Consider the following 21,353-nt stretch of genomic DNA (forward strand, 5'->3'; position numbering starts at 1 on the left):
AACCTGATATACTTTCGATAATGACTGTGTTAACAATTTATAATAAATCATTCAACCACAAGCGCAATGGCAACTGCTAGAGAACTTTCAGATTTTCTTGAGTCGGTTGAGCGCCGCGCTTTTAAGCAAACGGCGTATGCTGTGCGCGATGATCATGCCGCGCTAGACATTGTGCAAGACGCGATGATGAAGCTTGCGGAAAAGTATGGTGATAAACCTGCAGCAGAATTGCCGATGTTGTTTCAGCGTATTTTGCAAAATACTATGCGAGACTTTTGGCGCAGGCAAAAGGTTAGAAATTTATGGACGACTTTATTATCTTCCTTTGGTGGCGGTGAAGATGGCGAAGAGCGCGACCCATTAGAAACGATAGATGTAGAAGATGATAGTGATGAGCCTGCTGCGCAGCTCGAGCGTAGCCAGACCATTAAGTTAATAGAAGCGGCTTTAGAAAAACTCCCAGCACGTCAACGAGAAGCCTTTGTGCTGCGTTATTGGGAGGAGATGGATGTTGCTGAAACGGCAAAAGTCATGGGTTGCTCAGACGGAAGCGTTAAAACGCACTGTTCTCGGGCCGTTCACTCATTGGCGATAGAATTGAAGAAACAAGGTCTAGAAAAATTAGGCCTATCAAGTTTAATGTTAACCAACGAAGGCTCAAAAGGCTAGGAGGTGAGCTATGGATACTCAAAAAGAGATGCAAAACAGTAAAATAAATAACGACCTGATTGGGGATGAGCAGGTCGCTAAACTAGCAGTCAATTTGCTGAATGATAGCGCGCAACATTTGAATGCCGTTACTTTGCAACGTTTGTCAGAAGCGCGTGGTTTCGCAGTCAATAAATTAGAGATCAGCCAAGGTGTCAATCAAAGTGGCAACGTCTTACAATGGGTAGGGCATGGTTTCGGCAGCTATTTTGAGCAGCATCGTTTGATGTCAGCCGCCATTATTGTTGGTGCTATGTTACTTACATTTTTTGCCGCACAAAAATTTAATGCAGATAATAATTTAGAAAATAGTGATGCATTCCTGTTGGCGTCTGAATTACCGCCAGAAGCATTTGCAGATAAGGGGTTTGATACATGGTTAGTTTCCAAGCGAGATTAAAACTCGTCGCAGTATTTTCAGCTGTGCTCTTAGTCAGTGGATTGATGTTTAACCATGCTGCCTTAGCGGAGAATACTAATGTTACTTGGGCGCAATTGAATGATGGGCAGCGACAAATATTAAATCCTTTAGCTTCTGAATGGGATACTCTACGGCCTTGGCAGCGTGAGAAAATGCTGGATATAGCGCGTGATTACCCAAAAATGAGTCCGAGCAAGCAAGATTTAGTACAAAAGCGGCTTACCAATTGGAGCCGCATGACACCATATGAACGCGAAAATGCAAGAAAAAACCATCAGCAGTTTCAGTCTCTATCTGCGGATAAAAAAAATGAATTGCGACAAAAATGGCTGGAGTATCAAAAATTGCCAGAGTCAGAAAGAGCTAGGTTGCGCGCTGACTCACCAGATACGTATAAGGATGCAGATTTAAATTAATTGATAAGTTAACTGAATTAGCGATACAAATGATTCCCTATGCAAATTGAGCAAGTAACACAAACAACAGCCCCAAGTTTCTTTAAACTTGGGGCTTGTCTTATTTACGAGGCGTTAGTCGTGATTGCACTATCATTAGCGGCCACAGCCGTTTTTGTTATATTGCTAGGTGAAGCGACAACTGGCATTAAGCGATACTTACTACAGCTGTTTTTATGGCTGGCTACGGGCGTATATTTTGTTTGGTGCTGGCAGAGAAAAGGACAAACGCTTGCTATGCAAACATGGCAGTTGAAGCTGCTTAATCAAGATGCACAGCTGTTGCCATTAAAAGCGGCGATTGTCAGATATGCGCTAGCCAGTCTTAGCTTGATGCTATTCGGCTTAGGCTTTCTGTGGATTATTGTAGACCGTGACAGGCTATTTTTGCATGATAGGCTACTCAAAAATAAAATTATCTACGCTCCACGTAAAACAGCATCGCCAAACCTGCCATCAAAAACATAATGGTAGGCATGATGGCGCTAAATAATGGCGGCCAGTCGTTGAGCAATCCCAAATGTGAAAATACGCGGTTGAGTATTTGATACATGACTCCTAGCATAATTCCCACAAAAATCTTGGTACTAGCACCAGCAGCCCGCTGTTGTACAAAGCCAAACGGCAGCGCTAACACCACCATGACCATGCAAGCTAAGGGGTAAATCATTTTGGCCCAAAGGGCGACTTCGTAACGTGTCGTTTTTTGTTTGTTGATGCTTAAGTGATTGATGTAAGTGTATAAATTCCAAGCAGACATTTTTTCTGGCATGATGAGCAATACATTAAGCAGCTCTGGGCGAATCAAAGAGTGCCATGTAGCCTCTACAGATTGGCTTACTTTCACAGAGTCTTGGCTGAAGCTAGTGTCTGAAACATCCTTGAGCTTCCAAGACTCATGTTTAAACTCACCCGATTTAGCATTACGCGTAGCAATCAGTTTTGCATTTTTATCAAAGTCGAAGATGTGGACGTTCAGCAATGTTGCGTCTGGCAACACCTCTTCAACGTTGATAAAGCTATTACCATCTTTTACCCAAAGACCAGACCTGAATTCTTGAGCAACAACAGAGTCGGTGGCTTTGATACGCATGCGCTGTGCCGTTTTTTCACTATATGGCGTGACAAGTTCACCTATTAAAAAAGTAATGATGGTAAATATAGCGCCAATTTTTAAGAGTAAAACAGCAATATCAAAAATAGATAACCCGCTCACTCTTAACACTACTAACTCAGAGTAGCGCGCCAGCTGCCCTAAGCTGTACATGCAGCCCACCAATACTGCTACTGGCATAACATCGTAAACGTGACCGGGTGCGCTGAGTAGTACGAATAGTAAGATTTTACCAAGGCCATAGCTGCCTTTGCCTAAAGCATCTAGCTCTTGAATCAAATCGAAGAAAGAGAACATCGCGATAAGTGCCAGCATGACCATAAGCACATTACTAACAATTTCTTTGAGTAGATATTTATTTAGAATTTTCATATGAAATTTAGATCGCTATTTGAGGATCTATCATTTAGCCTTCATAGGCAGCTTTAACCATGAAGGTCGAGGAATGCTAGGTAAAATTGGCAACTGTAAGGCGCGTCTATAAAACATATAAAAAACCAATGCGCCAAAGACTAAATGTATAGGCCAAAGTCCTATGATTCCACTTACTTTACCTTGTGCAGTCCAAGCTTGAATGATGTTGAGCAGATTGTTGTAGATAATATAAATCACGATTGCGAGTGCAAAATTTGCTGAGCGTCCTGCACGAGGGTCTAATGCACTTAAAGGAATGGCGAGCAGTGCGAGTATCAGCGCAGAAACGGGCATAGCAAGGCGCCACTGTAATTCAGCAATATTATTATTACTTTTATTCATGATTAAATCACGACTGGAAATTGATTGTGTAGAAGGTGGCTCACGTTTTGCTTCGCCAGCTTCAACACGAATGGCGTACTTTTCAAATTCTGTTGTTGAGTATTCCGCAGTGCCGCGAGCGCCTTCATAGCGATGCCCGTGTTCCATTAGCAAAAAATTGTCGCCATTTTTTTCAGCAAATCTGCTCCCTTGTGCTGCAACAATGATGCCTAATTTTTGATGTTGTATGGATTGAACAAAAATGTTTTTAACAATATTACCTAATTCATCAAAGCTCTCAATAAAAAATACACGATCTGCATGTGCAGACTCTTTAAACACGCCAGGACTAATGGCAGCTAAGTCATCGCGGCTTTCAAGCTGCAAACGGAAATCTTCTACTTTGTTGGTTGCCCAAGGGGTTACAAATAAGCTTAAAACGGCAATAATGATGACGATAGGCAGGGTAAATGTCAGTACAGGACGTATCCAGCTAGTAATGCTAAGCCCAGCACTAAACCAAATGACCATTTCGGAGTCTCTATACCATCGAGATAGCGTCAGCAGTATCGCTAAAAACAGACTTAGAGATAGCAATAAAGGCATAAACCGAATGATGTTGAAACCTAGTATGGTGGTGATAGCATCGTTAGGCAATACGCCTTTTGCTGCTAGTTGAACTAGATATCCTGCGCGTTGCGCGATGACAATCCCTATTAGAATAAGAAAAGTACCACTGGCAGTAGCTATAAGTTCTTGTAAGAGTGAACGCCTAAAAAGCATATGATTTATGGTTAACTATATATTTACAACTATGAATTGCGTGTAAAACACGCGATAATTTAACTTAATAATATAAAAAGGTAGAAGCGATGAAATCCAGCACCATGGAATTTAGCATAAAAAATGACAATCCGCTAAAGCTGCAGAGCGATTGCGTCATTATAGGCGTTTATGAAGATAAAAAACTGTCAGATGCTGCTCAATCTGTTGATACAGCGTCGGCAGGCTACCTTTCAAGTATTCTAAAACGTGGTGATTTTGAAGGTAAAACTGACACCACTCTAATGCTGCATAACGTGCCTGGTACAGAGAGTGAGCGCGTTTTGTTGGTCGGTTTAGGCAAAGAGTCTGACTTTGCTGAAAAGCAATATTGCAAAGCGGCACGTGCTTCCATGAAAGCTTTGGCTAATAGCGGCGCGAGCAAAGCGATTACTTTCTTAGCCGAGCTGTCTGTAAAACAATTAACTACTAGGCAAAAAACTGCACTTTTGGTTGAAGTGAGTCTTGACGCCACTTATAAGTTTGATGCGATTAAAAAGAAAAAAGACGAGTCAAAAAAAGGCTTGGTGACGCTAAACATTCATGTCGCCGCTGATGATGTGAAAGAGGCAAAAGCTGGTCTAGCGAATGGCTTGGCGTTGGCTTCTGGCGTGAGTTTTGCGAAAGACTTAGGCAACTTGCCGCCAAATGTTTGCACCCCGAGCTACTTGGCAGAACAAGCGCAGTCGTTGGGTAAGAAGCATGATTTCAAAGTTAAAGTGCTAGAGCGCGATGAACTTAAAAAATTAGGCATGGGTTCATTTTTAGCCGTGTCGCAAGGCAGTGAAGAGCCACCTAAGTTTATTATCATGCAGCACTTAAAGGGCAAAAAAGATCAAAAGCCTGTCGTGCTAGTGGGCAAAGGTATTACTTTTGATACTGGCGGTATTTCATTGAAACCAGGCTCTGAAATGGATGAGATGAAGTATGATATGTGCGGCGCAGCAAGCGTGCTGGGTACATTCAAAACCATTGCAGAAATGGATTTACCATTGAATGTAATTGGCGTTATTCCTACTTGTGAAAATATGCCAGATGGCCGTGCAACAAGGCCTGGTGATGTATTAACCAGTATGTCTGGTCTAACCATTGAGGTGTTGAATACCGATGCTGAAGGCCGTTTGATTTTATGCGATGCATTGACCTATGTTGAACGTTTTGAACCAAGTGCAGTGATTGATGTTGCAACATTGACAGGTGCTTGCGTCATTGCTCTAGGTCACCATGCAAGTGGTTTGTTCAGTAACAATGATGACTTGGCAAGCGAGCTATTGCAAGCGGGTGAAACCGCGCTGGATCGTGCATGGCACATGCCGATGTGGGATGATTATCAACCTTTGCTTGATAGTAATTTTGCCGACATGGCTAATATTGGCGGTCGTGCGGCAGGTAGTATTACCGCAGCTTGTTTCTTATCACGATTTGCTAAGAAGTATGATTGGGCGCACTTGGATATTGCGGGCACTGCTTGGAAGTCTGGTAAAGAAAAGGGCGGTACAGGTCGTCCTGTACCGCTGTTAACTGCATTTTTAGTGAATAGAGCAAACAGCTCTAAAAAATAGCATCAACCATGACTCGTGTTGAATTCTATTTTAATGTTTCTAGTAAGTTTGCAAAAACTGTAGAGCTCTGTGAAAAGGCGCTTGCGAAAGGTCGTCAACTGACAATTTATACGCAAAACGACGCCATGAGTAGTGAGATGCAGAATTTACTATGGACACATTCATCCAGCAGTTTTTTGGCAAACAGCCATGTGAGTGAAGCACATAGTCAATTTTCGCCTATTGTGATTGATGCTCAGGGTGAAAACTTATTACAAGATGATGTGTTAATTAATCTGCAAACGGCACAACCACTTTTTTTTAGTCGATTTAGATATTTGGTCGAGTTAGTCGGTAGCGATGAGGCCGATAAAGCTGCGGCAAGAGCGCGTTTTAGATTTTATAAAGATCGTGGCTATGATGTAAAATCAACGGATGCGGCAGCTGTTTAAGCTGTGGTTTCGTTAATCGTTGATGAGTGCTCAATCTAATTTTCATTAGGCTTAATTATGCAAGAAGAAGATATTCCCTTATTAACAGAAGTGCACGTCAAATCTGCACAATCTATTAAATCGATCAATATCACCGCTGATTTGATTGCAGAGCTAACTGCTCAAATTAGACCGCAATTAAAGCTGCAGCTTGAGGAGGAGATTGAACAATCTATCATGCATAAGTTTAAAAAACGTATGCATGATGATTTTTTGAATGAGTCAGCAGAGATACAAAAAACGAGTCAGAATTTTCTTGCTGATGCGCTCAAAGAGCAGTATGAACTGCAATCGCAGCAATTAGACAATAAATCTAATGCGATTCAAGAGTTGGCAAGTGCTAGACTAATACAGCATATCAACGAAGAGCTTAATACCTCGCAGCAAGCTAGTCATGCCAGTTTGATGGAAACAATTCATACGGCCATTGTTCAAGCGCAGCAAATTTCGGTTGAACAAATTAAAGATACTGTAGCGCAGGAAGTTAGCCAAGCCGTCGCAAGTGCACAGCAGGCTGTAATGGACAATAGTGCGGTATATGTGCATAAAGTCAGAGCTGATTTAGCCACAGAAATTCCTAAAATGATGCATACCAATGCCGACATTATCAAAGCAGACTTAGCCAGTATCTTAAGTGAAATGCAGGCTAGAAGCCTGGATGAAGTTCAAACTAAACTTAACCAAGCTATGCCATTGATGGAGCAAGCGGTTACTAAGCAATTTGAAATAAATTTAGCGCATTTAGAAAGCAATGCACTTGAAAGCGCGACTCAGGTGTTGCAAGCAAGTGCTAACCTAGCAAAATCTGATTTGGAAAGCGCATTGGTTGAGATGCATGCAGATGGTATTGCTGAAGTGCAGAGTAAGCTTGCTGCATCATTGCCAGCTATGGAGCAGGTGCTGACGAGTCAGGTACAAGAAACTTTAAAAAGTATAGAGGTCGCAACGACTGAACATGCGACTCAGGCAGCAACTAGCGTGAAATCTGATTTACATAGTGCTTTAGTGCAAATGCAGGCGCAGGGTATTGCTGAAGTGCAAGCTAAACTCATCGGTGCCTTGCCTATGTTGCAAGACTCACTAACGGAAAAATTGCAGATTACTTTATCTGGGTTAGAAACCAAAACGGTAGAAGATGCCAGCCATGCATTACAAGATAAAATAACTCGTCTGCACGAAGATATTTTAACTGAGCATCAGAATAATCTGGCGCACGAGTTGTCTACGATTTACCAAGGCTTGACCGCACAGTCGCATACTGAGTTAACGGTTTATTTGGATGCGTTGCAACTGAGGTCTAAGCAGCAACTAGATAAAGAAGTCAGCGAAGCGTTCCCATTGCTATATCAAGGTTTAACAAGTGATTTAACTGCAAGTTTAAAACAAGATTTGGTCGAGATGGCAGATGCAAGCAAGCAAGATTTCAAACAAACATTGAATGCAGAACTGCCTGAAGTCGAGCAAGCGTTAGCCAATAAAGTTCAGGAAATACTGAGCGTTGAAGTGCCAAGAATAGAGCAGCAAGTCAGTGCAAATATTAAGGCTGAAATAGAAAAGTTATTAGATTCGGTGCGTCTTATTTTCAGTAAATAGACTTTTGGTGACTGGCATTAACTAAAAGAACTAGGCAACGCCGTCAAGTAAAGCTTGATATGCCTCAGCCGATAAAAGTGTTTTGCTCACGTCATCGTAAGTTGGCCTATATTTAAATATCCATGCTTGATATGGTTTCTCATTGATTAACTCTGGTGAGTTAATCAACTCTTGATTGATTTCAATGACTTCTCCATCAACCAACGCATGTAAATCGGAACCAGTTTTGACTGACTCAACCAGACCGCAAGGCTTTCCAGCCGCAAGCTTAGTGCCAATTGCAGGGGCTTCTATAAACACAATATCACCTAGTAAATCCTGTGCGTAGTCTGTTATGCCAGCCTCCCATGCGCCATCAGCCGATGCTTTAGTCCATAAATGTTCGTTGCTGTATAGAATAGTCTTTGGGATTTGCATTTTGGGTGCTCTGAGTATAATTGCTAAATGATGAATAAGCCTGTGATTATATTGCTAATAATCGATTTGTGAAAATGAAATTCATGCATAATGAACAGTTAAATAAGCGTATTATTAAAGATGAAAATTTTTAATGACAAAGCTAAAGTTTTTATATAGAATTATCTCGTAACTCTATGACGTAAAAGAAACTAATTTATTTATGCGCAAACTTATACTACTTTATACCGCCTTAGCGCTAAGCCTGTCGCCCATGCTTTCGTATGCGGCTGCCAAAAAATCGCATAAACATGTGGTATCGCACATTAAAGTCTCTAATACCAAATATCAAAAAAACAAGGCTGCTAATTATGACCTTGCAAAATATAAGCTGAATAGAAATGTTGCTGGTGTTAAAAAATCAAGAGTACATGTTCAAAAAGTGAACATGGTGGTGCCACGTGCCTATGATGGAAGCGGACCATTAGAGCTAGCTTCATCTAAAGCACTAGTGATTAACCAGCTTACTGGTGAAGTTATTTATGCAAAGAATACCAGTCAATCTACACCGATTGCCTCTGTTACTAAGTTGATGACGGCAATGGTAATGTTAGATGCACATTTGCCAATGGATGATTTATTGTTTATCGGTGATGAAGATGTAGACTATCTAAAACGTACACATTCTAGATTAAATGTAGGCACACAGCTAACCCGTGGCGAGCTTTTGCAACTTGCGCTGATGTCCTCAGAGAATCGTGCCGCTTCTGCATTATCACGTAATTACCCAGGTGGTATTGGTGCATTTATGGTAGCGATGAACCGTAAAGCTGAAGTGTTGGGCATGAAATCTACACGCTTTTATGATGCGACAGGTTTAGATAGTAATAATGTTTCCACTGCAGAAGATTTAGTGAAAATGGTGAATGCAGCCTACCACTACCCTGAAATTCGCCAAGTGACTACTACTGCCTCACAAGAAATAACATTGTATGGTCGTGAAAATCCAATCAATTTTGTGAATACCAACTCCTTAGTGCGTGGTAGTGACTGGGTGATTGGTTTGTCTAAAACTGGTTTTATCAATGAAGCGGGGCGTTGTTTAGTGATGCAAGCGGAAATCTCTGGTCAGCCTATGATTATTGTATTGTTGGATTCAGCAGGTAAACAGTCACGTATTGGCGATGCGAATAGAATACGTAAATGGATAGAATATAATGATAATGGATCATTGGGCGAGAATGTTAGCGGCTAAATATAACATTTGATACGACAATAAAAAAGCGGCTGAAAAGCCGCTTTTTTATTGTCGTGAGTTAATTAACGTTTAGATTGTTGAGTTCATATATTATTGAACACTAACTTTCTTTGGAGCCGTCTTTTTGGCAGCAGGCTTCTTGGTGGCAGTCTTAGTTGTCGCTGGTTTTTTAGCCGCAGCAGGTTTCTTTACTGGTGGTTTCTTCGCAGCTGGCTTTTTCGTAGCCGTTTTTTTAGCTGGCGCTTCTTTTTGCGCTTTAGCCATCAATAATTCCAAAGCTTCATCCAAAGTAAGTGATTCAGGCTCTACGCTTTTTGGCAACGTTGCACGAATCTTGCCATGTTGCACATAAGGCCCATAACGGCCCGCAAACACTTCAATTTGGCCATCTTCTGTCGGATGGTTGCCTAACGTGGCTAACGGCGCTGGGCCAGTGTGAGCTGCCGCTAACAATGCAACTGCGCCAACTAAATCAATAGTGAATACACTGTCTGTTTTCGGAATCGATTTAAATTTAGCGTCATGATTCACATATGGGCCGAAACGACCAATGTTCGCCACAATTTTTTTATTGGTGACTGGATGCAAGCCTAGGTCGCGTGGTAAAGATAGCACCATTTTAGCGGTTTCTAAATTCATATCAGCAAGTGAAATCTCTTTGGGTACGCTGACACGTTTTGGTTTCTTTTTGTCACCCTCAATGGCTAAACCAAGCTGTAAATAGGGGCCGTATGGACCATTCATCAGCATAATTTCTTTGCCTGATTCGTCATCGTTACCAATAATGATTGGGTCACTACCCACTTGTGCTGCGCCATTTAAGCTGCGTTTGTAGTCACATTTAGGTTCGTCGTTATAACCTGTGCAGCCAATAAATGTGCCAAAACGGCTGAGTTGTTTTTGCAATGGCTTGCCACATTTAGGACAAGCTTCATCAATCAACTCATTACCTGGGCGCTCTACATCGGCTTTGCTCAGCAATTGCTGGTTGAAGCCTTGCCAAAACTCTGCCATGAGCGGTAACCACTCACGCTCTCCCTCAGCAACGCTATCAAGCGCGTCTTCGAGGTTGGAGGTAAAGCCGTAATCTACATATTTGGTGAAATGCTCGGTGAGAAACTTATTCACCACACGTCCAACATCGGTCGGCGTAAAGCGCTTCTTGTCTAACAATACATATTCGCGATCTTGCAGTGTACTAATGATGCTGGCGTAAGTAGAAGGGCGGCCAATGCCGTATTCTTCCAAGATCTTGACTAAGCTAGCCTCACCATAACGTGGTGGCGGTTCAGTAAAGTGTTGGTCACCGTAGATTTTTTCAACCGTCAGCACTTCACCAGTTTCAAGATGCGGTAGTTTGCTTTCGCCTTCTTCTTCCTCATCATCTGTGCCTTCCATATAAACCGCGATAAAGCCCGGAAACACCAGGGTTTGACCAGAGGCACGGAATAAGTTGGCGTCAGAGCCTAAACTTAAATCTACGCTAACTGCATCAAATTTAGCAGGTGCCATTTGACAAGCCAAGGCGCGCTTCCAAATCATTTCATACAGTTTAAATTGCTCGTCAGTTAAATATTGGCGAACGCTAGCAGGCGTACGGCTGATGTCGGTTGGGCGAATCGCCTCATGGGCTTCTTGCGCACTTTTTGATTTGGTTTTGTATTGGATGGCAGCTTTAGGTAAATATTCTGCATCAAAATTCTTTTTCACGTAGTCACGTATTTGCGTAACTGCCTCAGCCGCAATGCTAAATGAGTCGGTACGCATATAAGTAATCAAACCCACTGTGCCGCTACCAACATCCATACCTTCATAGAGTTGCTGCGCAACGCGCATGGCACGTGAAGTGGTAAAGCCTAATTTACGTACGGCTTCCTGTTGCAGAGTAGAGGTTGTGAAGGGTGCTGCAGGGCTGCGACTACGTTGTTTTTTCTCAACACGTGAAACAGTTGTTTTACCTGCGCTGGCGAGTAATAATTTGCCAACAATATCAGACTGTTGATCATGGTTAATGACCGTGAATTGCTCAACTTTTTGATTGTTAAGTTGTATAAGTTTTGCCGTAAAACCATGGCTATGTTTTAAAGCGTCTAAATGAATAGACCAGTATTCTTGAGATTTAAACGCTTCAATTTCAAGTTCACGCTCAACAATTAAGCGTAGCGCAGGGCTTTGTACACGTCCTGCAGATAATCCACGACGGATTTTTTTCCACAATAAAGGAGATAAATTAAAGCCGACTAAGTAATCTAAAGCACGGCGTGCTTGTTGGGCATTGACCATAGGCATAGAAATGTCACGTGGCTCGGCAATTGCATGTTCAACAGCACTTTTGGTAATTTCATGAAACACCACGCGTTTCATAATTTTGTTTTTAAGTAAGTTCTTCGACTTTAAAATCTCGGCAATATGCCAAGAAATCGCTTCACCTTCACGGTCTGGATCGGTTGCGAGATAGATGCTATCAGCACTTTTTACAGCCTTGGCAATCGCGTCTACATGTTTGCTATTGCGTTCGATGATGTCGTACTTCATGGCGAAATCATTGGCAGTATCAACCGCACCATTTTTCGGAATCAAGTCGCGCACGTGTCCGTAAGAGGCGAGCACTTCAAAGTCGCTTCCAAGATATTTCTTGAGCGTTTTTGCTTTAGAAGGAGATTCAACAATTAACAGTTTGGACATGCATGCCTAGAAGAATGAGTGATTAAATGGGCTAAATTATAGAATTGCTAAGCTAACAACTCGGATAATAGCAAGGTAAATGGCTATAAGACAACAACTTACCGCACATACTACGCAAATTTATCGAATAATTTGTAACATTATGTGTTTCGAATAAATTCGATTCGTGTGCCGTCAGTGCTATTTAAGCTTAATGCTTCACTTTCTTTAGCAATGTCACCAAAAAGCGGATCCTCATCTTCGGGCTTGGCTTGGCTCAAGCCTTTAAAATCATATAAATTAAAATCTGCCAGATGTGAAGGCTCAACATTACCAATCGCGCGGAAAATATTGTTGATACGACCTGGTTGTTCGCGCTCCCAAACTTGCAACATATCTTTTACTTTTTGGCGTTGTAGATTTTCTTGGCTACCGCATAAGTCACACGGAATGATTGGGAACTCCATTTGGCGCGCGTAGCTGGCAATATCTTTTTCACTGCAATACGCCAATGGGCGAATCACGATATTTTGTTTGTCATTGGTTGAAAGTTTTGGTGGCATGGCTTTTAATTTCGCGCCAAAGAACATATTTAAAAACAGGGTTTCTACAATGTCATCACGGTGATGCCCAAGTGCAATTTTATTGGCGCCCAGTTTTTTTGCCGTGGTGTAAATAATGCCGCGGCGTAAGCGTGAACATAAACTACAAGTGGTTGCGCCTTCAGGAATCTTCTCTTTTACAATCGAATAAGTATCCGCTTCTACAATACGGTAATCAATGCCAAGCTTTTCAAAGTAGGCAGGCAGAATATCAGCAGGGAAGCCCGGCTGTTTTTGATCCAAATTCATGGCAATGAGTTTGAAGTTAATCGGCGCACGTTCTTGCAAAGCTAGCAGAATCATTAACATGGCGTGAGAGTCTTTGCCGCCGCTCATGCACACCAACACGGTATCGCCTTCTTCTATCATGTTGTAATCGCCAATCGCTTTGCCAGTGGCGCTAATCAGGCTATTGCGTAGCTTGATAAAGTTATTGGAATGGTTTGCTGGTAAGTGGTTAATCATATGGATATTTTAGCTTTAAATTTTGTGTGAATGACTGCGTAGCCAGCTTGCAAAGTCACTCTCAGTGATCTCGCCTGCAGCTACTTTAAGCATTGTTAGCACTTTGTCAGTATCGGTAGCCTTTAATGAAAAACCATTAAAATGTAAAAACAGCAAAGTTGCCACAAAAGCCGTACGTTTATTGCCGTCAATAAATGGATGGTTTCGTGCAATGCCATAGCCATAAGATGCGGCTAGCTCAGCAAAGTCAGGTGTGCTATAAGCCGCAAGATGCTCTGGTCGAGCCAATGCGGAAATTAACAAACCCTCATCGCGCACACCACTCAAACCACCGTGCTCGGCTAACTGCTCATCGTGTACTGCTAAAATAATGGCTTGTGGCAACCAAACCCAGTATTGGTTTTGCTGGCGGGTCACTTAGCCAGCTCACGTAATACTGCGCGGTTTTCTTTCATCAGCTTACGCGCAGCTTCCATCTGCTTTTCAAACGTTGCATCATGCGGCGTAATGTTAAAGCCATCAGGCGTTTCAGTCACAAAAATCTCATCGCCTTTGCTTACTTTAAGCTTAGCTAAAATCTCCTTAGGCAAAATAACGCCAAGTGAGTTACCAATTTGAGTGAGTTTTAAAGTGGTCATGATGCTTAATCCATGTTCTGTTATAACGGTTGTTATAATACGCTTAAATGAAAGAGTTGCAAATTGTGATTTGCTTAATATGCAGGCTTAACTATTTATCAGGATGATGGTGCTACAGCTATTTAGTGGTTACTCCGTCATTGCTACTGGCGTTGTTTTTAAGTTTTGTTCGATTTTAACAAAGCTAAAAAGAATGCCGAAAACAGCTAACTTTATAAATTCAAGCTCCTGCCGCCATCTACAGCCAACACATGACCTGTAATAAAAGGTGCATCTGTGACTAAAAATTTCACCGCTTTCGCTACGTCTTCAGCCTCGCCTACACGTTTAAGTAGTGTTTGGTTGATGACCCGCTGACGATAAACCTCATCAAATTGAGGATTGTTTTCTGGCCATTGTACAGGCCCTGGCGCAACTGCATTTACACGTACTTCAGGGCTTAATTCATGCGCTAAAGACTTGGTAAGCGTGACTAAACCAGCTTTTGCAACACTGTAAACAATGTAGCCTTTTTTCGGGCGCTCTACGTGCATATCGGTAATGTTCACAATGCAGCCGTGGTTTTTGCGTAATTCTGGCGCGGCTGCTTGCGATAAAAACAGCGGGGCTTTTAGATTGCTCCCTACTAAGTCTTGCCATTTAGCTTCATCAATCTCGCCGATTTCAGTTGGGTAATAAGTGGATGCATTATTGATAAGCACATCTAAGCGCCCAAAGTGGCTAATGGTTTCGCTAATTAAATTAGGTAAGCTTGCGATATTTAATAAGTCGCCTTGAATAATCGCTACGGAATTTGGGCGTTGTAAGCTTAATTCAGCTTGCAAGGCGCGAGCTTCTTTGATCGAGCTTTTATAATGAATCATCAAGTTGAAGCCATCCGCATGCAAGCTGCGACAGATGGCCGCGCCTACGCGCTTTGCCCCGCCAGTAATGAGTACCACTTTATTTATGTTGTTTGACGCCACGCATTAATCCAATCTTGATTGTTAGCTATTATAATCTAAGTCTATGAATACATTACCCACACCTTCAGTTGAAGCCCAAAAACATAGTCAACAACTTATCACGCTGATTCAAGAGACCATCAATGCACAAAAAGGTTGGATAAGTTTTGCAGAGTTTATGCAATTGGCGCTTTATGCACCCAGCTTAGGCTATTACAGCGCAGGCAGCCAAAAGTTTGGCGACAGCAAAAACGGAGGAGGAGATTTTGTTACTGCACCAGAAATTTCGCCGCTGTTTGCGCAAACGCTTGCTAATCAAATCTTACAAGTGTTGAATTTAACGCATGGCAATATATTGGAGCTAGGTGCAGGCACAGGCAAATTAGCCGCAGATGTTTTGCTAACATTGGCAGAGAGGAGCGCCGCGCCAGCGAAGTATTTCATCCTAGAAGTAAGTGACCACTTACGCCAAGTGCAGCTGGAAACCTTGCAAAAGAGATTACCTGAAAATTTAGTTCAGCGCGTGAAATGGCTAAGGGAGTTACCTTCAAGTTTTAATGGCGTGATTGTCGGTAACGAAGTGCTAGATGCGATTTCAGTACATATTGTGCATGTGAAAGATGATGATATTTATGAGCGCGGCATAGCCATTGAGTCTGAGGAGTTCGCTTGGCAAGATAAACTTTTGAGTGAGTCAAGTTTGTTAGATGTTGTCAGCAAGCTCAATTTGCCAGAGGGCTATGTGACTGAAGTTTGCCCAGCTGCCAGCGGATTGATGGCTAGCCTTGCTGATTGTTTGCAACAAGGCATTATTTTGATGATTGACTATGGATTTTCTGCCCGCGAGTATTATCATCCGCAGCGCAATCAAGGCACGCTTATGTGCCATTATCAGCACTATGCGCATAGTGAGCCTTTATTCAATGTAGGTTTACAAGACATTACGGCGCATGTTGATTTCACTAGCATTGCTCATGCAGGCGTGAATCATGGTTTGGCGGTGAGTGGTTTTTGTAGCCAAGCGCAGTTTTTAATGAACTGCGGTATATTAGAGCTAATGTCACAAGTGTCGCCGCATGACATGGCTCGCTATGCGCCACTTGCAACTGCCGCGCAGAAGTTATTATCTCCCGCAGAAATGGGTGACTTATTTAAGGTGATTGCCTTGAGTAAAAATATTGATGAGCCTTTGATCGGTTTTGTTTCAGGGGATAAATCTCATACACTTTAATGAATGAGCATTGATATAATGCGCACTATGACAAAATTAAACCAACCCGAAGAATCTCCAGTTCTAGATACTGCTTTAGATGCAGATAAAGAAGCCTTAAAAGGTCGTCGCATTCGCAGCTTTGTGTTGCGCCAAGGTCGCGTGACCAAAGGGCAGGCGCACGCTTTAGAGGTCGGCCGACCAAGATTTGGTATTGATTACGCGCCAGAAATCATCGACTTAAGCGCGAAATTTAACCGCGCAGATAGTAAAAAAATATTGGAAATCGGCTTTGGTATGGGCGAAACTACGGCAAAGATCGCCCAAACTTTACCAGAATGTGATTTTCTAGCTGCTGAAGTCCATACACCAGGCGTTGGCGCTCTGCTTAAGTTAATTGAAGAGTCAGCGCTTACTAACATACGAATTATTCAGCATGATGTGGTCGATGTGCTGCAAAATATGTTAAGTGATGCCAGCTTAGATGGCGTGCATATTTTCTTCCCAGATCCTTGGCATAAAGCGCGCCATCATAAACGTCGTTTGATTCAGGCTGGTTTTGTAAAGTTACTGTGCAGCAAGCTTAAAGTTGGTGGTTATTTACATGTGGCAACCGATTGGCAAGAGTATGCTGAATGGGTGCTAGAGGTATTAAATGCAGAGACGCAATTAAAAAAGACCGCAGAAGCTTATGCTGAAAAGCCTAGTTATAGACCGCTCACCAAGTTTGAAAATCGTGGAATAAAGCTAGGGCATGGCGTTTGGGATATGGTGTTTAAGCGCAAGTAACGCATCGCTAGTTAGAAAGCTTAGCGCTTAACACCTGTAGGAGCGACGCCCTCGTCGCGAAGCCATCATGCTAATCGCGACGAGGACGTCGCTCCTACAGGAAACTTACTCTGCGTCTTTATCATCTACAAGATTAAACGACTTACGCACTAAATCCTCTGGCGTTTCTGCAAACAGCCACTTACCAATGACTGTTTCAGCCTCTTCCACACCTTGCTTTTTCAGGCTTGAGAATAACTGAATGGTACATTCGCTATGGTAGTGATTACCCCAAGTTTCAATAAGCTCTTTGCGTACTTTATTGAGTGTAAGTGAGGCTTCGCCACGCGATAATTTATCAGATTTAGTTAATAAAACATGCACAGGCTTACCACTCGGGCAAAACCAATTCAACATTTGGCGGTCCAAAGGCGTAAGTGGGTGACGGCTATCCATCACTAGTACTAAGCCGCCTAAACTTGAACGTTCGCCTAAATAGCGAGCTAACACGTTTTGCCAGTGCGCACGCATGGCTTCTGGCACTTTAGCGTAACCATAACCCGGCAAATCGACTAAATGCCTATCATTGCCTAATGTGAAGAAGTTGATAAGTTGCGTGCGACCAGGTTGCTTACTGACAAAGGCTAGGCGATTGTGATTGGCAAGCGTATTAAGAGCGCTGGACTTACCAGCATTTGAACGGCCAGCAAAAGCCACTTCAATGCCGCTGGCAGGGGGTAGATCGCGTAAATGGTGTGCTGAAATAAAAAAAGCAGCATTTTGAAACAAGGGCATGAAAATCCAATTCTTTTGGGTGTAACTTAAGCGTCATCTTCGTCAATACAGCACTGCTTATATCCCGCTATTTAGAATTTAGTGAGGATAGGCTTAATGTTATATTTAGCAACGCGATAAACAATAGTGAAAAATGCTATCACGAATAGGCGATTTTCGCTAAAATAGCGCGTTAATTGATTGAATAATTTAGATTAGTCGCAGAATTCCAATGGAAATCTGAGCGGCATGCAGTAAGTCTTGCGTAAGTATTTTTGATAATTGGGAGCGGTAATGCAATTTCGTCATGTTTTAAGCTTAAATTCAGTAAGAGTTAATTTAACTGGTTTAATGGTTAGTGCTTTATTTAGTTTATCTGCACATGCGGCAGCTACCGCAGAAAAGCCAGCAGAATCTGCGCCAGCGACCACAAAAACTGCTGAACAGATTGTTGGCGCTGTGTGTTCTGCTTGTCATGGTACTGATGGTAACAGCGTGATTACTGCCAATCCTAAATTGGCGGGTCAGCATCCAGAGTACTTAGTTAAGCAATTGACTGAATTTAAATCAGGTAAGCGTGCGAATGCAGTGATGTCAGGTATGGCATCGGCATTGAGTGATGAAGATATGAAAAATCTTGCAGCTTATTTTTCAAATCAAAAAATTAAATTAGGTGCAGCTAAAACTAATGGCGCTGGTTCATTGGGTGAAAAAATCTATCGTGGTGGTATCGCGGCCACTGGCGTGCCAGCTTGTGCAGCGTGTCATGGCGCAACTGGTTCAGGCTTGCCTAAACAATTTCCGCGTTTAGGTGGGCAGCATACAGATTACGTATTAACGCAGCTAAGAACTTTTAGAACAGGCGAACGTGCAAATGCACCGATGATGATGACTATTGCCACAAAAATGACAGATGCGGAAATGGCTGCAGTAGCTGATTATATTCAAGGTTTACGTTAATTAAAAGCATTCTCCCCCACAGGGGTTGACATAGAAAAGGCTTCATCAGAGTGATGAAGCCTTTTTTGTTTCAATCTCAGAAAATCAAGAGGTGAAAGTTTTATCTTCCCCCACCATCTCTAATCTAAAACGTACTTCACCATCCTGATTGTCCACAAGGCTTAATTCGTAACCCGCATTTTTCGCCTGTTGCGCTGCGTGAAACAGCCCCACACCTAAGCCATTCTTTGAGCTTATGTGTGATTTGAATAAACGCTCAACGACATTTTTAGGCACTGCAGTACCTGAATCTGACACTTCTAAACAAAAATGGTTACTTGGCATTAAGCTTACTTTAATGATGGTATTAGCTTCTAGTTTCGCTTTCTCCAAAGCATTATGCAGTAAGTTATCCACCACGCTATCTAACACATCAGGGTCAATGTCGGTTTTTGGCATGTTGATCGGCGCTTCAAACGATATTTGCAAACCCTCGTTAATTTGTTTAAAGCCATTCCACCAATTAGCTACTTTTTCTTGGCTCTTTTTCTCTGTACTTGGCAGTTCAAGCTTAGTCAAAGTGCTTGCCAAACGCAGGCTTAATCGCGGTATTTGCTTTTTGACTAATTCGATTAGTCTCGCGTCATCGCTACCGTCGTCGCTACTCTGCTGAGCGGCGGCAGATAACGTACCCATAGATTGCAGTATATTTTTAATGTCATGCGTCAAGCGAGAACCAGTTTCATACAGCGACTGCATATAAGTATTTTGCACAATCATTTCTTCACGACGCTTCGCCTCATAAAACTCACCCAAAATTTGAGTAAGTAATTGCACATGAAGATACATAGCCGGACTAAGTTGCCAGCGCGAATAAAGCGTTAAATGTAGTTGATGAAAATTGAACGTAGATATAAACGCTGTAGGCTCGCCTATTTGATCTTTCGAGCCTTCGACTTCCCACATCAAACCACTAGCCCAGTTAAGTTCAACCAGCTCACGCATGGCAGCTTTTAAAAACTTTTCGGCAGTAGATTCATATTCAGCATATTTTGCGATTTGTCTTATCCAATGCTCAAATGGAAGGCCAATACTGAGTAGATAACGGGACATCAGCAGTTCTAGACCGGAAAAAGATGAGCTTGGATTCCATAGCCAGCTTAAAACAACCAATGTGGCGGCTAAGCCCATGACTACTACAATTAATAATTTAATGTAGTGAATTTTCCAAATAACACCAATCGCAAAGCTGCCGAGTATGACGATAGAGGAGAGTAAAAAAATCAATAAGGTGTAGAAAAAATCAATATTGGCGGATTGTGCTTTGGATTTATGTTTAGCCGTTAAGAATAAAATCGCCACTGGTAGTAATGGCAGAAAATAGGTAAGCATGAAAGCTGCGGCAGCTAAATCATCATTAGACTTAAGTAGTTTAGGCACTACCCACAACAGTAAAATTGCGAGTAAGTAGCTGGATGCCAATATATTAGGCAACCTATCGCGTGAGGTTTCTTCTGAAAAAATGCGTCCACCAATTAATGCAAATAAACTGGCTATCCAAAAAGCAATCACCCACCAGTTGATAAAAAACATACCCACTGCAGCACCTACTACAATAAGAAAAGCTGCTTGCCATGATAAAGTTTTGGTTTGCCGCATCACCGGCTGCCACATCAAAAAGCAGCCGTAATGACATAAAAATAGCGCTCTATGCAGGTCTATGGAGTCACCCCAAATTAATAAGGCATGTAACGATAAAATCATTAATGCCATTAACCGGTCAGAGTCGTTAAATAGATGTTGTACTAATTTGAGGCCTGGTTTGAGTGGTATTTGCATATAATGGCTCAATGATTGATCGAAATTATCCAGCTTGCTATTATTGTATGCTGATTTTTAATAATTTAATCAACCAAAAAAGCGTTAAAAATTGAACGGACATGTTAGGTTTTCGACGCTCAATAGATGATTTTTAAACAAATATAGCCGAAATTAGCTAAAACGCTAGTAAAGTAGGCTAAATCCAGTTGGTATGTTATTTGCATGTATCTTACTAACTGATAAGCATTTTATTTTAATTAAAATGACTTACATAACTTTAATAGTTCGGGGAACTAAATGAAAAAACAAACAGGTTTCACTTTAATTGAGCTGGCGATCGTACTTGTGATCATCGGCCTACTGCTAGGCGGTGTATTAAAGGGGCAGGAATTGATTAATAGCGCTAAAGCTAAGAATATTGCAAGTGATCTTAAAAACGTACAAATTTTTATTTATGGGTATCAGGATAAATTTCGTGCAATCCCAGGCGATGATGCTAACGTTGCAACCCATATTAATAATGGTACGCCTGCAACAACTCCTGCTGGGTCTCTTAATAACGCTCAAATAAATGGTGCTTGGAATTCTATAACAGCAAGTGATGAGTCATTTTTATTCTGGCAACATGTGCGCTTGGCTGGATTTGCAACTGGCCCTACTGCGGTAGCTGATGCAGCGTATTTGCCACGAAATGCTGAAAGTGGACGTATAGGCGTACAAAGTTTAAATGGATTCACAACAATTGTTGACCCCAGCCCTATGACTGGATTGTATGTCGTATGTAGCGAAAATATTACAGGAAGATTGGTTAAGCAGATTGATGCAAATTTAGATGATGGTAACACTGCAACGGGATCTTTGAGGGCCGTTATACCTCCAGCAACAGTGTCTGTAGCTACTGCTGCAATAGTTGATGGTACCGCTTATACCATCTGTATGGCGTTTTAGTCTAACTTGCCGATTCTAAAAAGCCCACCTAGGTGGGCTTTTTACT

General features: G+C 42.1%; 22 protein-coding genes. 12 read left to right on the forward strand and 10 right to left on the reverse strand.

What is annotated here, in order from left to right:
• The first annotated feature begins 42 nt into the window (after positions 1-42).
• Genes PSU78_RS00135 through PSU78_RS00150 form a run of 4 tightly spaced genes read left to right on the forward strand, consistent with a single transcriptional unit; the run spans position 43 to position 2,052 of the window.
• The gene (locus PSU78_RS00135; RefSeq protein ID WP_300382564.1) at positions 43-669 is read left to right on the forward strand and encodes an RNA polymerase sigma factor; all 627 of its coding nucleotides are present in this window, start codon (positions 43-45) and stop codon (positions 667-669) included.
• Positions 670-679: 10 nt separating this feature from the next.
• A complete protein-coding gene (locus PSU78_RS00140; RefSeq protein WP_300382501.1) occupies positions 680-1,108 on the forward strand; it encodes a DUF3619 family protein in 429 nt (142 codons plus the stop codon).
• Complete coding sequence (locus PSU78_RS00145) at positions 1,084-1,545, forward strand: DUF3106 domain-containing protein (RefSeq protein WP_300382503.1); 462 nt, start codon at positions 1,084-1,086, stop codon at positions 1,543-1,545. The genes PSU78_RS00140 and PSU78_RS00145 overlap by 25 nt, the downstream gene beginning before the upstream one ends.
• 39 nt (positions 1,546-1,584) lie before the next feature.
• Positions 1,585-2,052, forward strand: coding sequence for an RDD family protein (locus tag PSU78_RS00150; RefSeq protein WP_300382505.1), 468 nt, complete (start codon positions 1,585-1,587; stop codon positions 2,050-2,052).
• On the opposite strand, the gene lptG is transcribed toward PSU78_RS00150, so the two are convergent.
• Entirely contained in the window at positions 2,000-3,070 is a 1,071-nt protein-coding gene (gene lptG / locus PSU78_RS00155) for an LPS export ABC transporter permease LptG (protein WP_300382506.1), read from the reverse strand. The genes PSU78_RS00150 and lptG overlap by 53 nt on opposite strands.
• Before the next feature lie 30 nt (positions 3,071-3,100).
• Positions 3,101-4,216: an LPS export ABC transporter permease LptF gene (lptF, locus tag PSU78_RS00160; RefSeq protein WP_300382509.1), complete on the reverse strand. Its 1,116-nt coding sequence runs from the start codon at positions 4,214-4,216 to the stop codon at positions 3,101-3,103.
• A gap of 104 nt (positions 4,217-4,320) precedes the next feature.
• Between lptF and PSU78_RS00165 the strand changes: the two genes are divergently transcribed.
• Genes PSU78_RS00165 through PSU78_RS00175 form a run of 3 tightly spaced genes read left to right on the forward strand, consistent with a single transcriptional unit; the run spans position 4,321 to position 7,880 of the window.
• Positions 4,321-5,817, forward strand: a complete 1,497-nt coding sequence (locus PSU78_RS00165) for a leucyl aminopeptidase (RefSeq protein WP_300382566.1) — start codon at positions 4,321-4,323, stop codon at positions 5,815-5,817.
• Between the two features lie 8 nt (positions 5,818-5,825).
• On the forward strand, positions 5,826-6,248 hold the full coding sequence (locus PSU78_RS00170; RefSeq protein WP_300382511.1) for a DNA polymerase III subunit chi: 423 nt from the start codon (positions 5,826-5,828) through the stop codon (positions 6,246-6,248).
• A gap of 57 nt (positions 6,249-6,305) precedes the next feature.
• A complete protein-coding gene (locus tag PSU78_RS00175) occupies positions 6,306-7,880 on the forward strand; it encodes a hypothetical protein (protein WP_300382513.1) in 1,575 nt (524 codons plus the stop codon).
• A gap of 30 nt (positions 7,881-7,910) precedes the next feature.
• On the opposite strand, the gene gcvH is transcribed toward PSU78_RS00175, so the two are convergent.
• Positions 7,911-8,297: a glycine cleavage system protein GcvH gene (gene gcvH, locus PSU78_RS00180; RefSeq protein ID WP_300382515.1), complete on the reverse strand. Its 387-nt coding sequence runs from the start codon at positions 8,295-8,297 to the stop codon at positions 7,911-7,913.
• 202 nt (positions 8,298-8,499) lie between these two features.
• On the opposite strand from gcvH, the gene pbpG reads away from it, so the two are divergent.
• The gene (pbpG, locus tag PSU78_RS00185; protein WP_300382517.1) at positions 8,500-9,531 is read left to right on the forward strand and encodes a D-alanyl-D-alanine endopeptidase; all 1,032 of its coding nucleotides are present in this window, start codon (positions 8,500-8,502) and stop codon (positions 9,529-9,531) included.
• A gap of 93 nt (positions 9,532-9,624) precedes the next feature.
• On the opposite strand, the gene topA is transcribed toward pbpG, so the two are convergent.
• The 5 genes from topA to PSU78_RS00210 form a co-directional block, all read right to left on the reverse strand.
• Positions 9,625-12,219 (reverse strand): type I DNA topoisomerase, encoded by a 2,595-nt coding sequence (gene topA, locus PSU78_RS00190; RefSeq protein ID WP_300382519.1) that lies wholly within the window; start codon positions 12,217-12,219, stop codon positions 9,625-9,627.
• Between the two features lie 140 nt (positions 12,220-12,359).
• Positions 12,360-13,265: a tRNA 2-thiocytidine(32) synthetase TtcA gene (gene ttcA / locus PSU78_RS00195; RefSeq protein WP_300382521.1), complete on the reverse strand. Its 906-nt coding sequence runs from the start codon at positions 13,263-13,265 to the stop codon at positions 12,360-12,362.
• A gap of 15 nt (positions 13,266-13,280) precedes the next feature.
• The gene (locus tag PSU78_RS00200; RefSeq protein ID WP_300382523.1) at positions 13,281-13,682 is read right to left on the reverse strand and encodes a type II toxin-antitoxin system death-on-curing family toxin; all 402 of its coding nucleotides are present in this window, start codon (positions 13,680-13,682) and stop codon (positions 13,281-13,283) included.
• The gene (locus PSU78_RS00205; protein ID WP_300382525.1) at positions 13,679-13,903 is read right to left on the reverse strand and encodes an AbrB/MazE/SpoVT family DNA-binding domain-containing protein; all 225 of its coding nucleotides are present in this window, start codon (positions 13,901-13,903) and stop codon (positions 13,679-13,681) included. The genes PSU78_RS00200 and PSU78_RS00205 overlap by 4 nt, the downstream gene beginning before the upstream one ends.
• A 212-nt stretch (positions 13,904-14,115) precedes the next feature.
• Positions 14,116-14,868: a pteridine reductase gene (locus PSU78_RS00210; RefSeq protein WP_300382527.1), complete on the reverse strand. Its 753-nt coding sequence runs from the start codon at positions 14,866-14,868 to the stop codon at positions 14,116-14,118.
• A gap of 43 nt (positions 14,869-14,911) precedes the next feature.
• Between PSU78_RS00210 and PSU78_RS00215 the strand changes: the two genes are divergently transcribed.
• A complete protein-coding gene (locus tag PSU78_RS00215) occupies positions 14,912-16,078 on the forward strand; it encodes an SAM-dependent methyltransferase (RefSeq protein WP_300382529.1) in 1,167 nt (388 codons plus the stop codon).
• A gap of 27 nt (positions 16,079-16,105) precedes the next feature.
• Positions 16,106-16,846, forward strand: coding sequence for a tRNA (guanosine(46)-N7)-methyltransferase TrmB (gene trmB, locus PSU78_RS00220; RefSeq protein ID WP_300382531.1), 741 nt, complete (start codon positions 16,106-16,108; stop codon positions 16,844-16,846).
• 105 nt (positions 16,847-16,951) lie between these two features.
• Here the strand turns inward: trmB and yihA are convergent, their stop codons facing one another.
• Positions 16,952-17,620 (reverse strand): ribosome biogenesis GTP-binding protein YihA/YsxC, encoded by a 669-nt coding sequence (gene yihA, locus PSU78_RS00225; protein WP_300382533.1) that lies wholly within the window; start codon positions 17,618-17,620, stop codon positions 16,952-16,954.
• A gap of 273 nt (positions 17,621-17,893) precedes the next feature.
• Between yihA and PSU78_RS00230 the strand changes: the two genes are divergently transcribed.
• Positions 17,894-18,559: a c-type cytochrome gene (locus PSU78_RS00230; RefSeq protein ID WP_300382535.1), complete on the forward strand. Its 666-nt coding sequence runs from the start codon at positions 17,894-17,896 to the stop codon at positions 18,557-18,559.
• Between the two features lie 84 nt (positions 18,560-18,643).
• Here the strand turns inward: PSU78_RS00230 and PSU78_RS00235 are convergent, their stop codons facing one another.
• Positions 18,644-20,377 carry an ATP-binding protein gene (locus PSU78_RS00235; protein WP_300382538.1) on the reverse strand — a complete coding sequence of 578 codons (1,734 nt, stop codon included), beginning with the start codon at positions 20,375-20,377 and terminating at the stop codon, positions 18,644-18,646.
• Between the two features lie 279 nt (positions 20,378-20,656).
• Here PSU78_RS00235 and PSU78_RS00240 point away from each other — a divergent pair, with 279 nt between their 5' ends.
• Positions 20,657-21,307, forward strand: a complete 651-nt coding sequence (locus PSU78_RS00240; protein WP_300382540.1) for a prepilin-type N-terminal cleavage/methylation domain-containing protein — start codon at positions 20,657-20,659, stop codon at positions 21,305-21,307.
• Positions 21,308-21,353: the final 46 nt, after the last annotated feature.

It is taken from the genome of Methylotenera sp., from assembly GCF_029945705.1.
GTDB lineage: Bacteria > Pseudomonadota > Gammaproteobacteria > Burkholderiales > Methylophilaceae > Methylotenera.

Coding starts and splice junctions, on each gene's coding strand:
- PSU78_RS00140 (WP_300382501.1), top strand. CDS start 680: ATGGATACTCAAAAAGAGATGCAAAACAGTAAAATAAATAACGACCTG.
- PSU78_RS00145 (WP_300382503.1), top strand. CDS start 1,084: ATGGTTAGTTTCCAAGCGAGATTAAAACTCGTCGCAGTATTTTCAGCT.
- PSU78_RS00150 (WP_300382505.1), top strand. CDS start 1,585: ATGCAAATTGAGCAAGTAACACAAACAACAGCCCCAAGTTTCTTTAAA.
- lptG (WP_300382506.1), bottom strand. CDS start 3,070: ATGAAAATTCTAAATAAATATCTACTCAAAGAAATTGTTAGTAATGTG.
- lptF (WP_300382509.1), bottom strand. CDS start 4,216: ATGCTTTTTAGGCGTTCACTCTTACAAGAACTTATAGCTACTGCCAGT.
- PSU78_RS00165 (WP_300382566.1), top strand. CDS start 4,321: ATGGAATTTAGCATAAAAAATGACAATCCGCTAAAGCTGCAGAGCGAT.
- PSU78_RS00170 (WP_300382511.1), top strand. CDS start 5,826: ATGACTCGTGTTGAATTCTATTTTAATGTTTCTAGTAAGTTTGCAAAA.
- PSU78_RS00175 (WP_300382513.1), top strand. CDS start 6,306: ATGCAAGAAGAAGATATTCCCTTATTAACAGAAGTGCACGTCAAATCT.
- gcvH (WP_300382515.1), bottom strand. CDS start 8,297: ATGCAAATCCCAAAGACTATTCTATACAGCAACGAACATTTATGGACT.
- pbpG (WP_300382517.1), top strand. CDS start 8,500: ATGCGCAAACTTATACTACTTTATACCGCCTTAGCGCTAAGCCTGTCG.
- topA (WP_300382519.1), bottom strand. CDS start 12,219: ATGTCCAAACTGTTAATTGTTGAATCTCCTTCTAAAGCAAAAACGCTC.
- ttcA (WP_300382521.1), bottom strand. CDS start 13,265: ATGATTAACCACTTACCAGCAAACCATTCCAATAACTTTATCAAGCTA.
- PSU78_RS00205 (WP_300382525.1), bottom strand. CDS start 13,903: ATGACCACTTTAAAACTCACTCAAATTGGTAACTCACTTGGCGTTATT.
- PSU78_RS00215 (WP_300382529.1), top strand. CDS start 14,912: ATGAATACATTACCCACACCTTCAGTTGAAGCCCAAAAACATAGTCAA.
- trmB (WP_300382531.1), top strand. CDS start 16,106: ATGACAAAATTAAACCAACCCGAAGAATCTCCAGTTCTAGATACTGCT.
- yihA (WP_300382533.1), bottom strand. CDS start 17,620: ATGCCCTTGTTTCAAAATGCTGCTTTTTTTATTTCAGCACACCATTTA.
- PSU78_RS00230 (WP_300382535.1), top strand. CDS start 17,894: ATGCAATTTCGTCATGTTTTAAGCTTAAATTCAGTAAGAGTTAATTTA.
- PSU78_RS00235 (WP_300382538.1), bottom strand. CDS start 20,377: ATGCAAATACCACTCAAACCAGGCCTCAAATTAGTACAACATCTATTT.
- PSU78_RS00240 (WP_300382540.1), top strand. CDS start 20,657: ATGAAAAAACAAACAGGTTTCACTTTAATTGAGCTGGCGATCGTACTT.